This window comes from Allobosea sp. RIT-PG3_2 (assembly GCF_057321085.1).
The window spans coordinates 171,864-185,992 of record NZ_JBXWCA010000008.1; the positions used below are offsets into that span (position 1 = coordinate 171,864).

General features: G+C 66.1%; 13 protein-coding genes. 4 read left to right on the forward strand and 9 right to left on the reverse strand.

Annotation, left to right across the window (positions count from 1 at the left end; translation table 11 throughout):
• Positions 1-2 precede the first annotated feature (2 nt).
• On the reverse strand, positions 3-1,079 hold the full coding sequence (locus AC2FAN_RS21340) for a LacI family DNA-binding transcriptional regulator (RefSeq protein WP_485176207.1): 1,077 nt from the start codon (positions 1,077-1,079) through the stop codon (positions 3-5).
• Between the two features lie 95 nt (positions 1,080-1,174).
• Between AC2FAN_RS21340 and AC2FAN_RS21345 the strand changes: the two genes are divergently transcribed.
• Entirely contained in the window at positions 1,175-2,089 is a 915-nt protein-coding gene (locus AC2FAN_RS21345) for an NAD(P)-dependent oxidoreductase (RefSeq protein ID WP_485176208.1), read from the forward strand.
• 94 nt (positions 2,090-2,183) lie between these two features.
• Here the strand turns inward: AC2FAN_RS21345 and AC2FAN_RS21350 are convergent, their stop codons facing one another.
• Positions 2,184-2,927: an aspartate/glutamate racemase family protein gene (locus tag AC2FAN_RS21350; protein WP_485176209.1), complete on the reverse strand. Its 744-nt coding sequence runs from the start codon at positions 2,925-2,927 to the stop codon at positions 2,184-2,186.
• A 378-nt stretch (positions 2,928-3,305) separates the two neighbouring features.
• On the opposite strand from AC2FAN_RS21350, the gene AC2FAN_RS21355 reads away from it, so the two are divergent.
• A complete protein-coding gene (locus AC2FAN_RS21355) occupies positions 3,306-3,821 on the forward strand; it encodes an invasion associated locus B family protein (RefSeq protein WP_485176210.1) in 516 nt (171 codons plus the stop codon).
• A gap of 125 nt (positions 3,822-3,946) precedes the next feature.
• Here the strand turns inward: AC2FAN_RS21355 and AC2FAN_RS21360 are convergent, their stop codons facing one another.
• The 7 genes from AC2FAN_RS21360 to AC2FAN_RS21390 form a co-directional block, all read right to left on the reverse strand.
• Positions 3,947-4,459: a cupin gene (locus AC2FAN_RS21360; RefSeq protein ID WP_485176211.1), complete on the reverse strand. Its 513-nt coding sequence runs from the start codon at positions 4,457-4,459 to the stop codon at positions 3,947-3,949.
• Complete coding sequence (locus AC2FAN_RS21365) at positions 4,456-5,247, reverse strand: transglutaminase-like domain-containing protein (RefSeq protein ID WP_485176212.1); 792 nt, start codon at positions 5,245-5,247, stop codon at positions 4,456-4,458. Before AC2FAN_RS21365 ends, AC2FAN_RS21360 begins: the two co-directional genes overlap by 4 nt.
• Before the next feature lie 99 nt (positions 5,248-5,346).
• On the reverse strand, positions 5,347-7,587 hold the full coding sequence (locus AC2FAN_RS21370) for a xanthine dehydrogenase family protein molybdopterin-binding subunit (RefSeq protein WP_485176213.1): 2,241 nt from the start codon (positions 7,585-7,587) through the stop codon (positions 5,347-5,349).
• Between the two features lie 13 nt (positions 7,588-7,600).
• Positions 7,601-8,623 (reverse strand): FAD binding domain-containing protein, encoded by a 1,023-nt coding sequence (locus AC2FAN_RS21375; protein WP_485176214.1) that lies wholly within the window; start codon positions 8,621-8,623, stop codon positions 7,601-7,603.
• On the reverse strand, positions 8,620-9,138 hold the full coding sequence (locus AC2FAN_RS21380) for a (2Fe-2S)-binding protein (protein ID WP_485176215.1): 519 nt from the start codon (positions 9,136-9,138) through the stop codon (positions 8,620-8,622). Before AC2FAN_RS21380 ends, AC2FAN_RS21375 begins: the two co-directional genes overlap by 4 nt.
• Positions 9,139-9,584: 446 nt before the next feature.
• A complete protein-coding gene (locus tag AC2FAN_RS21385; RefSeq protein ID WP_485176216.1) occupies positions 9,585-10,760 on the reverse strand; it encodes an OmpA family protein in 1,176 nt (391 codons plus the stop codon).
• A gap of 48 nt (positions 10,761-10,808) precedes the next feature.
• A complete protein-coding gene (locus tag AC2FAN_RS21390; RefSeq protein ID WP_485176217.1) occupies positions 10,809-12,266 on the reverse strand; it encodes a caspase family protein in 1,458 nt (485 codons plus the stop codon).
• Positions 12,267-12,415: 149 nt separating this feature from the next.
• On the opposite strand from AC2FAN_RS21390, the gene AC2FAN_RS21395 reads away from it, so the two are divergent.
• Positions 12,416-13,669, forward strand: coding sequence for a DUF4399 domain-containing protein (locus AC2FAN_RS21395; RefSeq protein WP_485176219.1), 1,254 nt, complete (start codon positions 12,416-12,418; stop codon positions 13,667-13,669).
• Positions 13,666-14,109, forward strand: a complete 444-nt coding sequence (locus tag AC2FAN_RS21400) for a DUF4399 domain-containing protein (RefSeq protein WP_485176220.1) — start codon at positions 13,666-13,668, stop codon at positions 14,107-14,109. The genes AC2FAN_RS21395 and AC2FAN_RS21400 overlap by 4 nt, the downstream gene beginning before the upstream one ends.
• Positions 14,110-14,129 lie beyond the last annotated feature (20 nt).

Consider the following 14,129-nt stretch of genomic DNA (forward strand, 5'->3'; position numbering starts at 1 on the left):
GCTCAGCGCGGCGGGCAGGTCGTCCCACGGATGATCAGCGCGGGCGTCAGCAACAGGCGCTGCGTCGGTGCGGCCGGGTTGGCGATCCGGTTCAGCAGGAACTCGGCCGACTTCGCGCCCATCTCGTTCTGGAAGTTGTGGACGGTGGTGAGGGCGGGAAACCACTGGGCGGCCTCCTTCACGTCGTCGCAGCCGACGATCGAGAAATCGCGGCCGGCCTCGAGCCCGCGATGGCGCAGGCCGAGCACGGCGCCGAAGGCGGCGAGATCGTTCATGCAGACGGCCGCGGTCGGCGGGTTGGCAGCATCGAGCACCTTCTGGATGCCTTTCAGGCCGGTTTCGCGGGTGCCATAGTCGAAATGCACGAGAGCCGGGTCGAACGGCAGGCCGGAGCGGGCAAGCACCTCGCGATAGCCGGCGTAGCGGTTGCGCCCGGTCGAGATGCTCTCATTGGCGCAGAGGAAGGCGATCCGGCGATGGCCGATCCCGATCAGGTGTTCCATGGCCTGGGTCGTGCCGTGGCGATCGTCGGAGCCGACGAAATCGAGGTCGGCCCCGGCGATCTCGCGCGAGAGCTGGACGATCGGCACGCCGGCATCGATCAGCGGAGCCAGGCTCTCCACGGTGCTGCCGCCAGCCGAGCACAGGATCATGCCGTCCGGGCGATACTCGGAGAGGATGCCGAGCACGCGGGCCTGCTTGTCGCGATTCTCGGCATAGGTGCCGAGCAGGATCGAACGGCCATGACGGCCGGCGGTTTCCTCGATCGCGGCTAGCAGCTCGGCGAAATAGGGATTGGTGATGTCGTGAAAGCCGACACCGATGATGTTGGTCCGGTCGGTCCGCAGCGAGGCGGCGCTGCGGTTGTAGCTGTAGCCCATCGAGCGGGCGATCTCCCGCACGCGCTCGCGCGTCGCCTCGGCGACGAGCGGCGAGCCGCGCAAAGCGAGCGACACCGTCGCGGTCGAGACGGAAAGATGGTCGGCGATGATCTGCAGGGTCACACGGCTGCGGCCGGAAGGACCCACCGCGGTCGGGCTTCTGGTCCGGCTGGTCTCGGGCGGGCCGTCGGCAGTCATGTCTCGTCCACTGTGAGCGCTGACCTCGCGATAGCCGGCGAGTCGGGTCGTTTTCTCCACGTCACGTTTCATCTCAACCATATCAGCGGGAGAATTTGAAGATGACTGCAACCAAAGAGTCCGTGGGCTTCATCGGCGTCGGCCTGATGGGACAGGGCATGGCCCGCAATCTCGTCGACAAGGGCTTTCCGCTCACCGTGATGGGGCATCGCAATCGCAAGCCGGTCGAGGAGCTGGTCGCGGCCGGCGCGGTCGAGGCGAAGACGCCGAAGGAACTCGCCGCCCGCTCCAGCATCATCTTCCTGTGCGTCACCGGCTCGGCCCAGGTCGAGGCCGTGATGACGGGCGAGAACGGCATTATCGCCGGTGCAAAGCCGGGCACGGTAATCGTCGACTGCTCGACCTCCGATCCGACGGTGACGGTCAGGCTCGCCGCGGAGCTCGAGGCGAAGGGCCTGCATCTTGCCGATGCGCCGCTCGGCGGCACGCCGGCCCAGGCGGCGCAGGGGCAGCTCTCCGCGATGATCGGCGCCTCGCCCGAAATCTTCGCGCGCATCAAGCCGGCCTGCGAGGCCTGGGCGCAGAAGATCGTGCATCTCGGCCCGGTCGGCGACGGCCACAAGATGAAGCTGATCAACAACTTCCTGTCGCTGGGCTATGCCGCGATCTATGCGGAGGCGCTGACGCTCGGCCAGAAGATCGGGATCTCGCCCCAGACCTTCGACAGCGTGCTGCGCGGCAGCCGCATGGATTGCGGCTTCTACCAGACCTTCATGAAATACGTGCTGGAGCGCGACAGGGACGCCCACAAGTTCACGCTCAGCAACGCGCTGAAGGATGTGCGCTATCTGGAGAGCGTGGCCAACGAGGCCGGTGTCGCCAATCCGATCGGCAACGCGGTGAAGAACAGCTACGCCGCGGCGGTGGCGAGCGGCCATGGCGACGACTACGTGCCGATGTTGTCCGACTGGATCGCCGGGCTCAACGGCACATCGCTCGCCGGCAAATAGGCTGGCGCCGTCATGCTCGGGCTCGACGCGAGCATTTCCTGATCGGGATTCTCAGGTCTGCGTTTCGTGCCGCCCGAGAATGACGCCGGCTCTTTCAGGGCTGCGCCAGCAGGCGGGCCAGCCCCTCGGACAGCCCCGTGCTGGTGACGGGGGGCGGCAGGGCGAGATCGCCGCTCAGGGGCTTGCGCAAGGGCTGGTCGAGCGCGCCGAGCAGCATCCGGATGCCGGCTTCGGCCGAGCAGATCACGGGAATGTCGACATGGGGCTGGACCCGTGCGGCAAGCCCGGCCAGGCCGGCGCCACCGAGAATGACCGCGCCGGCGCCATCGCGCCGCGCCACACGGCGGCAGGCCTCGGCCAGCATCGCGATGGAGCCATCGGGATCGCGGGCGATGTCGGCGCCGGTGGGGGCGACCGTTTCGACGGCGGCGAGGCGGTCGCCGAGGCCGATCGAGCCGACGAATTCGTGCAGCATCGGCCCCCAGCGCTCGCCACCGGTGACGATGGCGAAGCGCTCCGCCTGTTCAGCGGCAAGACGGCTGCTCGCTTCCGCCATGCCGACGACCGGGATGCGCGCCATTTCCTTGAGCGCGAGCAGGCCGGGATCGCCGAAGCAGGCGAGATAGACGCCATCGCAGCCCTGCCCATGCTCGGCGAAGGCCTCCAGCGCGGCGTGGGCGGCCACGACGCTGGCGCTACGGCTGGCGATGTAATGCGCACCGAAACGCCCTGTCACCGGCACGAGCGTCGCCTGTGGCGGCAGATAGGGCTCGATCACGCGCCCGACCAGGGCCGTCATTTCCGGCATGGTGTTGGGATTGATGACGAGGATGCGCAAGGTTTGGTCCAGCCGCTACGATCGATCCGATCCTGAGCGCCGGCCCGATCCCGCAGGGCGCAAACGCTGCCGACCAGGCAGTATTTCAGCGCCGAGCCGACGGGACGCCGACGACGAGCCCTTTTCGCATTCCGGCTTTCACACAGCAAGGTCACTGCCCTTGGCCGGCTCGATGATGTGACCGGCCGAGCCGCCTCGTCCGGCCTTGAAAACGGCGCAGAACTTCCTCTTTCACACCCGCCGCGGAGGCGCTGTCACTGAGGGTGAGCACGTTGCGATCGGAACCCTGCGCTGCATCGACGCACACATTATCGAGGCCATGTTAACGCCTCGGTAAGGCTCTTCTTTCCACCCTGATCGGGCAAAGGAGATGAGACGATGATCAAAAATGCACTCTCGGCGATATTCCTCGTCGTTCTGGGAGCCTCGGCAGCTGAGGCTGCCACCCCAAAACTGCTTGGGCAGTTCAACGCCTGGAATGCGGCTGCCTATGAAAACGGTGATACGCAACGTTGCTTCATCATGAGCAAGCCACAGATAGAAGAACCATCGGAGCTGCGCCATGGCGAGGTTCTCTTCTTTGTGCAGACGGGTGCGCGCGGCAGCGACACGGAATCGAGTTTCCAGGCGGGCTACGATTTCGCCAAGGATTCCATCGTTACCGTCACCATCGGCGACAACAGCTTCCGCATGTTGACCGAAGGTAGCAATGCCTGGATCGAACGCCTCGAACGCGAGCCGGCGCTGCTCGCCGCGATGCGGGCCGGCAACGACATGGTGCTGGAAGCACGCTCCGCTCGCGGCAACGCGACGACCTATACGTTCTCGCTGACGGGTGTCACGGCTGCCTCGCGCATGCTGCAACGATGCAATTCGGACGCGACGCAGAGCTAGGCGCCTGAGGCCCAAGCACCTGCGGTGTCGGCAGGTGCCGGTGTGCTGCTGGTCGGCGCTGCACGAGGAGAGATGGCTGGATACGGTTCCGGAACGGCGCAATTCGTTAGAACGAGCGCCGAGCCTCAGAGCCTTTCGCCCAATACAGGCTGATTGGGCCGTCTTCGCCGCGAACCGGATCGGTCGGAGGGAACGAGAGACGTGCGATCGCAGCCCGGATCGCCGCAGGGCGCATCGCGCAGGATATCGGCGCTCTGGCCGGGCGGATAGGCCCCGATCACGAGGAAATCGTGCGATGCTTCGACGCGACAATGACCGGTGCCGGCCGGAAGCAGCAATATATCGCCGGCCCGGATCGTCAGGTCTCGGCCGCGCGGGCCTCCCAGTCTGACGTCGGCCGATCCTGCGGCGATGCCGAGCACTTCATGCCCCTGCGAGTGGTAGTGGTGGAAATCGTAGATGCCGTTTCGCCATTGCGGCGGCCAGCCGTTCTCGGCAAAGCACCTTTCCATGGCCGTAGCCAGGTCCGGCGTCTCGGGCGAAAAGGCTGTCTCATAGATCAGCACCGGGAGCCGGGGATTGTTCGGTACCCCATCCCGTTCTTCGAGATGAAGCGCGGTGACGGTTGCCTGGTTCACGGTGCACTCTCCTTCAGCCGTTCGACCTGGACGGTCTGATTGATCAACTGGCAGGGCTTGTCGGTGGTCAGGAAAGCGATGTCTGCCGCGTCTCGGCCATGAGCGATGCGCACGAGACCTTCGACGGGCGCCAGCCGGGTCGTGTCGATCAACCACCAGTCGTTTTCCAGATACACCTCCATGACGGCATGAAAGTCGGGTGGATCAAGCTCGAACGCATAGGCGCTCACAGCCCGTGCCGGGATGGAAAGTGCCCGGCAGAGCGTGATGCCGAGATGGGTGAAGTCTCGGCAGACCCCCGCGCGGACCGTGAATGTATGAGCTGCCGTCGACTCGGCCGTGCTGACGCCATGGACATAGTCGACGTGGCGATTGATCCAGTCGAGGATCGCCATGACGCGCGCGACGCCATCGCCGGCCGCTCCGAATTCCCGCTGCGAAAACCGCTGGAACTGATCGCTGGGACAGAATCTGCTCGGCAGCAGATAGGGGAGAACCTCGACGGGCAACTCGCCCCAGACATGTTGGCGTCCCGCGACGGGCAACAGCTGCCGGGCGTTGTTCTCGACTTCGGCCTGATAGGCAACCGAGACTTCGCCCGAAAAGCAGGCGCGGAAACGGCGATCTCCCGAAAGGCCTTCGTCCACGGAAACCGGTGTGTCCGGGCTGACTTCGAGCACCTCCGACAAAAGCAGTTGGTCGGGCGATTTCGCCGCGTGCAACAGCCCGATGATCTGGGTCGGCTCGGCAAAGGAATATGTCAGTTCAGCCTTGGCCCGCAGCCGCATCGATCACCCCTCTTTCAGCCTGCGGACAACGGGAACGGCTGGACGATGTTCCCAGCCGGCGGCAGGGAACCGAGCGACCGGAGCAGCAAGCATGCGCCGTCAGGCGGCCATCAGCTTGTCGACAGTGATCGGCAGGCTCCTGACCCGTTTTCCGGTCGCATGGAAGATCGCGTTGGCGATAGCGGCAGCGGTCCCGACGACGCCGATCTCGCCGAGCCCCTTCACGCCGATAGGGCTGACTTTCTCGTCGTGCTCCTCGACGAAGATCACCTCGATCCCGTCGATGTCGGCATTAACAGGCACATGATATTCGCCGAGGTTGCGGTTCATGAACCGGCCGAAGCGATGATCGGTCATGGTCTCCTCGTGGAGGGCCATGCCGATGCCCCAGACCACGCCGCCCATGATCTGGCTGCGTGCGGTCTTCGGATTGAGAATGCGCCCGGCGGCGACCGCGCTGACCACGCGGGTCACGCGCACGATGTCGAGTTCCTCATCGACATGAACCTCGGCGAAGACGGCGGAATGCGTATAGGAGGCGTGCCGCAGCGGGCCGAGCAGGCCGGGGCTTGCAGTCTCTTCCGCCTCGACATGGTCGACGCCGGCGGCCGTCAGCGCGTCCGCGATGGACACGGTTCGGTCGGGCGCTGTCCGCAAGCGGATGTAGCCGCCGCCGAAGGCGACGTCCTCTATCGCAGCGCCCGCAAGCGGCGATCCTTCAACGGCCCCAGCGTATTTGAACAGGGTTTCGCAGAGCTTCCTGCAGGTCAGCATGACCGCGCTGCCGGAGGAGGCGGCGGTCCAGGAACCGCCCTGGATGGGAGCCATCGCGAGCGACGAATCACCGAGTTTCACGCTCACCGCATCCAGATCCAGCCCGAGCGCGTCGGCCCCGATCTGCGCCAGGATGGTGTAGGTGCCCGTTCCGATATCCGACGTCGCACAGCCGATTTCGAGGCGGCCGTCGCGGCTCAATCTGGCCCGGGCCGATGATTTCATCATCATCGCTTCCCAGACGCCGCTGGCCATGCCCCAGCCGACGAGTTCCTTGCCGGCGCGCGTCGCACGTGGCGTCGGATTGCGCTTGCTCCAGCCGAAGCGGGCGGCCCCTTCCGCATAGCAGGCGCGCAGCTCCTTCGAGGTCAGCGGCTTGTCGTCGTTCTCGTCGCGATCGGTATAGTTCCGCAAGCGCAACTGGATCGGATCGATGCCGGTCGCGTAGGCCAGCTCGTCCATTGCGCTCTCGAGAGCGAAAAGCCCTGTCGGCGCACCTGGAGCGCGCATGTCGCCGGGAGTGGGGATGTCGAGCTTGGCGAGTTCGTAGCCCAGCTGCGTCGCGTCGCTGTGATAGAGCATGCCCGACCAGTTGACGACGTTCTCCTGGTAGTCCTCGTAGCGCGATGTCGCCGCGACTGCATTGTGCTGCAGCGAGCGGATATGTCCGTCGGCGTCCGCACCGATCGCCACCGTGTTGATCGCCTGCGGGCGATGGACATGGCTGAACATCTGGGCTCGCGTCATCTCGACGCGAACTGAGCGTTCGAGCGCCAGCGAAGCCATCACGGCGAGAAAGAGCTGATGGTGCGGCCTGAGCGCTGAGCCGAAGGCGCCGCCGACGAACGGCGAGACAACCCTGACATCGTCGCTCGCAAGGCCGAAGACCGAGGAGATATAGCCATGCGTGTTCAGGGCGCCCTGGGTCTTGTCATGGACGGTTATCTTGCCGTCACCCTCCCAGACCACCGTCGTGCCATGGAGCTCCATCGGATTGTGATGCTCGGTCGCGAGTGCGTATTCGGCGCTGACCTTGATCGGAGATTCTGAGAAGGCGCCGGCCGCATCGCCCTTTGGATCGGGCGGCGGGGCGATGCCGGAACGCTTCTTGGGCGGCACATAGCTGTCATGGCGGGCGCGTTCAAGATCGGTCTCGTGAGGCGCGCGCTCATAGGTTACGCCGATCAGCGAGGCCGCTTCGCGCGCCGCCTCCAGGGTCTCCGCGACCACCAGCGCGATCGGCTGATCGCTGTGGTGGATCCGATCATCATAGAGAGGCCGCAACGGCTTGCCGGGCGGTGCGACCTGGTCGCGGTAGCTCCTGTCGAACCATGCGGTCTTGGGACGGTCTTCATGGGTGAAGATCTTGATGACGCCAGGAATCGCAAGAGCCGCATTCAGATCGAGCGCCACGATGCGGCCGCGTGGAATGGCACTGTCGACGATATAGCCATGCACCAGGCCGGGCGCGTCGAATTCGGCGGCGTAGGTGGCATGGCCGGTGACCTTGGCGACGCCGTCGATGCGGCTGCGCGGCGAGCCGACATGGGGATCGTTCCTGAGCATGATGGCGGCTCCTTCAGGCGATGCGCTTGTCGGACTGGGATTGCGGCGTTCCGGCCGCAGCCTGGCCGAGAGCGCGAATGATGGCGCGACGGGCCAGCTCGATCTTGAAGGCGTTGTGCTTGCGGCCCTGGGCGCCTTCCAGCAGCACGTCGGCGGCCGCGGCAAAGCTGGTCTCGTCGGCAGCGCGCCCGATCAACACCTCCTCGGCTTGCGGGCGGCGCCAGGGCTTGTGAGCGACTCCGCCAAGCGCGATGCGCGCGTCGGCGATGGTATCTCCTTCCATCTGCAGGCCCGCGGCGACCGAGACCAGAGCGAAGGCATAGGACAGCCGGTCGCGAAGTTTCAGATAGGTATGGTTGCCCATGAAGCGTCGCGTCTCGGCGGGGATTTCGATGCCGATCACCAGCTCATCGGCGCCGAGCGTCGTGTCGCGTTCCGGCGAGCCGTCGGGCAGCCGATGATATTGCGCTATCGGAATCGTCCGCTGCCCTTGCGGGCCGGCGATATGAATGAGGGCATCGAGCGCGGCGAGCGCGACGCACATGTCGGATGGGTGCGTGGCGATGCAGTCGCCGCTCGCGCCGAGAATGGCGTGGTTGCGGTTGACGCCCTCCAAAGCCGGGCAGCCACTGCCTGGTTCGCGCTTGTTGCAGGGCAGCGCGGCGTCGTAAAAGTAATAGCAGCGGGTCCGCTGGTTGATGTTGCCGCCCGCTGTCGCGGCGTTTCGCAACTGCGGCGTGGCGCCCGCCAGGATGGCGCTCGACAGCAGCGGGAAATTCTCTGCAACCGCCGGATGATAGGCGATCGTCGTGTTGGAGACGAGCGCGCCGATCATGATGCCGCGCTCGTTCTCCGTGATCTCGTCGAGGCCTTCGATGCGGGTTATGTCGATCAGGCGGCTCGGCTGCTCGACATCGTATTTCATCAGGTCGAGGAGGTTTGTCCCGCCAGCCACGATCTTCGCGGCGGGATCGGCGGCGAGGGCGGCCAGGGCGCCTTCGACGCTTTCGGCCCTGAGGTAAGAGAAGCGGTTCATTCTGCCGCCTCCCGGATATAGCCTTGCCGTTGCCCCATCACATCCTCGATCGCATCGACGATGTTCGGATAGGCGCCGCAACGGCAGATGTTCCCGCTCATCAGTTCGCGAATCTCGTCGCGGTCGTGCGCGTGCCCCTCGGCCAGGAGCGCGACGGCGGAGCAGATCTGGCCCGGTGTGCAGTACCCGCACTGGAAGGCATCCCGGTCGATGAAGGCGCGCTGCAGGGGATGAAGGTTGTCGCCCTGCGCGAGCCCTTCGACCGTGGTGATCTCCCGCCCGTCCATCATCACCGCGAGCTTCAGGCAGGCGTTGATGCGCTGGCCCTCGATCAAAACCGTGCAGGCGCCGCACTGGCCGTGGTCGCAGCCCTTCTTCGTGCCGGTCACCCCGAGCTGGTTGCGCAGCAGGTCGAGCAGCGTCGTCGAAGGCCCAACCTCGGTTCGAACCGGACGGCCGTTCAGGTTGAGCGTGATCTCGATCTTGTCATCGGGAGCCAGCGTTCGGAGCGTCACGGTCGATCTCCTATGCGATAGGCGAGGGGCGGTGAAAGGCTGGAGGCTGCGGCCAGGCTTAGGAGCCGGCGGCCTGATAGCGATGACAACGGCGCCCGCAGGCGAACTGTTCCCTCAAATCGGAATAGTTCGAGACGGCAGGTGATGCGGCGTATTCGTGGGCCGGTTCCGATGCCGCTGCCGGCCGGGAGCCCGGTGGAACTCCCGGTGCCGGCCCAAGCTCGATGGAGGTTCCCCATAGACGCGCTGCGCTTGCCGGCGGGATCGCCCGCCTCGCGGTTCTTGCGAGAACCGGGCGCAATTCAGAGCTTAACGATCGAGGATTGAACCTGGCAGGCGAGATTATGGAATCCGGCGCACAGCTGGGACTGCGCCCGTGGATGCAGCGCTCAACTGCCCGATTATCGAGATGCCCGTCGCCATCGCTGCCCGGTGAAGGGTTGTTGCTAGCAGCCGATCACCTTGAACTCGACCCGGCGGTCGAGCGCGTCGCTGGCGTCGTCCTTGCCCGTTCCGACGAGGTTCTCCTTGAAGCCGCGGCCGGTCGCGATCATGCGGCCGCGATTGTCGGGCGCGCCGGTCAGCAGCAGGTCCATGACGAACTGCGCCCGCAAGACGGAAAGCCGCTCGTTCACCTGCGGCAGGCCGGTATGCGAGGTATGGCCGACGATCTCGAGACAGGCGCCCTTCTGGCGCGCCCGCGTCGCGATCTGGCTCAGCCACATCGGATAGGGCTCCGTGACCTGCGAGTTGTCGATGAACTGCGTGGTGCCCGGTTTGAACAGCAGCTTCACCATGAGCTGGTCAGCCCCCAGCCCGTAGTCGACGAGATCGCCGAAGGCATCGACCATGTCGTCCCGTCGCGCGAGCTTGGTGGCCGCGAGATAGGTGCCGATCCTGACGCGATGCTGCTCGCCGCCCGGCAGCTTGCGCGCCGTCCTGTAGAAGGCGAGCGCCTCGCGGAAATGCTGCGTCTCATAGGCGAGGATGCCGTCGTTGATCAGCGCATTCGCCGTGAGCTTCTCGACATAGGACGGGTCGATCGGGTCCCCGAGCTTCGTGCCCTGGCAGGTCTTGATGTAGGCCTCCGTGGCCTGATCCTTGGACCAGAGCGGCGCGTCGCGGTAATACGGCGTCGGGGTGGCGTCGACGCCGTCCACGCGCGCGCGCGACACCCCCTTGGAAACGACGCTGTTCGATTTCAGGTCGGCAAGCGTCAGGCAGATCCGATAGGCATCGCGCGGCCCGTCCGGTACGCCCTGGTTGTTGACGGCCGTGAAGGTGCCGACCAGCACCACCGGCTTGCGCGCCAGGGCCTCGCTGTCGAAAGGCAGGACGGTGAAGCGCGGATAGGCCGAGCGAACGATCTCCATCAAGCTCTGCTGCATCGAACGCGTCGCCGTCGACTGCGCGCCCGAGGCTGCGTCGATGAGCGGGTCGATGACCAGTTCGACCTGCTGGCCGGAAACCGCTGCCTTGCCGAACAGATCGTCGGCCGCTTTCCGGAGCGCATCCGGGAACGGAACGGGCGTGGGCGGGGTCGTCTGGGCCAAGGCCGACGTGCCACCGGCCAGCAGGGCCAAGCCGATCAGGAGACCCTTGAAGCGGAACAAGCCTGTCATGCCTAACCTTTCCGGTTCAGGACGGTGGCCGAGCCCCGCCCCGTTGTCTCAGCGGCAGTGCTGCAATTGCTCGCGCCCGGCCGGTGTCAGATCGCCGAGCTGGGCCCGCAGCAGGAGTTCGGCGCAGCCCGCCGACGCCCGTCCCCTCGGCATCGCTCCGGGTGCGGTCTCCGGGAGGCGCGAGGCGCTGCCGGGCAGCGCGACCGGCTGGGTCGATCGATCCTGCGACAGCGGTGCAGCGCCGAGCCGCGCCGCCATCGCCTGCTCGACGGCCTGACGCTCCTCCGACAGCCGCCGCTTCTCCACTTCGATCGCCGCGAGCTCGGTTTCGCGACGGGCAAGTTCGTCGGCGAGGCGTGCTCTCTCCGCCTTATCCTGGGCGCGGGGCGCGGGGGCGGCGGGAGCAGCAATAGCGGGTGGCGCGGAGTCCGTGGGTTTCGCAGGCGGCGCGGCGACGACCGCTTCACCGAGATCCTTGCGGGCGAGATCGTCGGCCGCTTGGCGCCGGCCCTGTTCCGCCCGTTCGAGACGTTGAAGCAGAGCGCGTTCGCGTTCGGCGAACTCGCGCGCAAGCTTGTCGCGCTCGCTCGACGCGGAGGACCGGCGCTCGATCAGGTCCAGCCGCGTGCGGGCGTCGATGGCGAAAAAGCTCGTGGGATAGCGCTGGATGAACGCCTGCAGCGCGGCGGGCTCGTCACTGGCGCGGATGCGGCGCCAGACATCGGCATCCGTCTCCTCGCGGTTGAGATAGAAATCACCGAGCAGGGAAAGCGACAGTTCCGGCGTCTGCTTGCCGGCCGTCGCGTCGTAGACGCTTTTCTGGACGCGGCGAAACAGCGTCGCCACCTCCAGCCCGGGGTGATCGATCTCGCGCACCAGAGCCGCCGTGAAGGGGCTGTTGCGGCCGATGCCGTCGGCGGCGACGTCGTTGGCCTGTGTCGCATAGGCGATGACCATTCCCTGCGCCCGCTGGACCGGGGCGAGGCCCGAGCCGACGGAGAAGCCGCGCGTTGCCTGCCGCTTGGCGAGGAGGCCAACGAAAGGATTGTTGCGGCAGGCATCGAGCACCATGATCTTGACGCCCTTGGCGTAGTTCAAGGCGGTGACGACGTCGTTGAGCCGGGTCGTCTCGTACTGGACGCCGACCTCGTCCTCGATCTTTGCCTCCACAGGCACCAGATAATTTTCGCCGTTGAACTGGAAGCCATGGCCGGCGAAGTAGAACATCGCGGTGTCGGCATCCTGCACGAGCCTTGCGAAACGCGTGAGCGCCGCATCCATGCCGCGCTTGTCCAGATCGATGCCGTCGACCACCTCGAAGCCGACCTTGCGCAACGCCACCACCATGTCGCGCGCGTCGTTCACCGTATTGGGCAGCACGGGCGCGTTTCGATAGCTGGAGTTGCCGATCACGAGCGCGACGCGGCGCTCCGGTAGCGGCTGGGCGATGGCCAAGCCGGACAAGATGAGCAGGATGAGCCCGCAGAGTCTGGCAACGAAGATCATGGGTGCCTTCCTTGCGTCATGCTAATGCATGATCTTGGCCGCCTCCAGAACAAAGCATAGTCCTCGGCGAAACGTGACGGCGTTTTGCTTGAAGGCTCCAGTCGCCGCTGATAGCCTTCGACACATCGTCCCGGGGAAGGAAGACGCTCATGCTTCGCCTTGCGCCGGCGGTTCTCTGGTTCAGTCTGGCAGCGGCGCTGGCGATCCCGATCGTCGCCGCGCCGGCCCAGGAGCGCGCCCGGCAGCGCAGCCCGGCCCCGGCTGCTGCCCGGCTCTCCTTCGTCGGCCTCGCCGACAAGGCGCAGGTGCCAGGCAAATTCACCGTGAGGTTCGCCATCTCCGGCATGGACGTCGCTCCGGCCGGCGAAGCGAAACGCAATGCCGGGCATCATCATTTGCTGATCGACACCGAGCTGCCGCCGCTCGATCAGCCGATCCCGAGCGATTTCAACCACATCCATTTCGGCGGCGGCCAGACCGAGGCCGAGATCGCCCTGACGCCGGGCAGGCACACGCTCCAGCTTCTCTTCGCCGACCACAACCATGTGCCGCACGATCCTCCGGTTGTGTCGGAGCGCATTACGGTGGAAGTCTCGGCAGCGGCGGAGAAGTCGCGCTCGGCGGCCGAGCCTGGCGCCCGCGTCTTCTTCATCGATCTCCAGGACGGAGCGACGATCTCCAGCCGGGCCAAAATACGCTTCGGAGCGGCGGGCATCACGGTGACGCCGGCCGGCACGACCAGCCACAATGGCGGCCATCACCATCTGCTGGTCGATACCGAGCTGCCGGCGCTCGACCGCGAGATCCCGAGCGACTTCAACCATCTGCATTTCGGGCGTGGCCAGACCGAGGTCGAGCTCTCCCTGCCGCCCGGCGAACACACGCTGCAACTGCTGATGGGCGATCACGAGCATGTGCCGCACGATCCTCCTGTGATGTCCGAGCGCATCCGCGTCCGCGTGGTCGCCGATCCGCAGGCGGCTGCCGCGCCCAATCCTGCGGGCGCAGCCGGCCGCGCGCGGACAGCATCGCCCAACGATGCCGCGGTCTACTTCATCTATCCGAAGGACGGCGACACGATCTTTCCGACCTCGACGATCCGCTTCGGCCTGCGCAACATGGGGGTTGCGCCCGCCGGCGTCGCCAAGCCGAATACCGGCCATCATCACCTGCTGGTCGATACGCAGCCGCCGTCGTTCGGCGATCCGATCCCGGCCGACCTCAACCATATCCATCTCGGCGGCGGCCAGACCGAATACCGCCTGACGCTGCCAACCGGCCGGCACACGTTCCAGCTTCTGCTCGCCGATGAAAACCATGTGCCGCATGATCCGCCGGTCATGTCGGAGCGCATCACGGTGACCGTGGCGCCGGGCGGCCCCAGAGCGACGAGGCGTCGATGATCCGCTCAGCCGCCACAGCCGCCCTTCTCATCGCGCTGGCCGCCTGGCAAGGATGGCCGTCCGGCGCTGCCGCACAGACGCCCGCACGCCAGCAGGCTCCGGCCGGCGCCCAGGTCTATTTCCACTATCCGCTCGACGGATTGAGCGTCCCCGAACGGTTCACAGTGCGGATCGGCCTGCGCGGCATGGGCGTTGCCCCGGCCGGTGTCGCCCATGCCAGGACCGGGCATCATCACCTGCTGATCGATACCGAGCCCGGCCCGCCGGACCAGCCCATCCCGTCCGACTACAACAACATCCACCTCGGCAACGGGCAGACCGAGGTCGTCGTCACGCTGCCCAAGGGGCGGCATACGCTGCAATTGCTGCTGGGCGACCATACGCATACGCCGCATGATCCGCCCGTGATGTCGCAGAAGATCACGGTTTATGTGCGCTAGCCGGAAAGGATACGATCTGC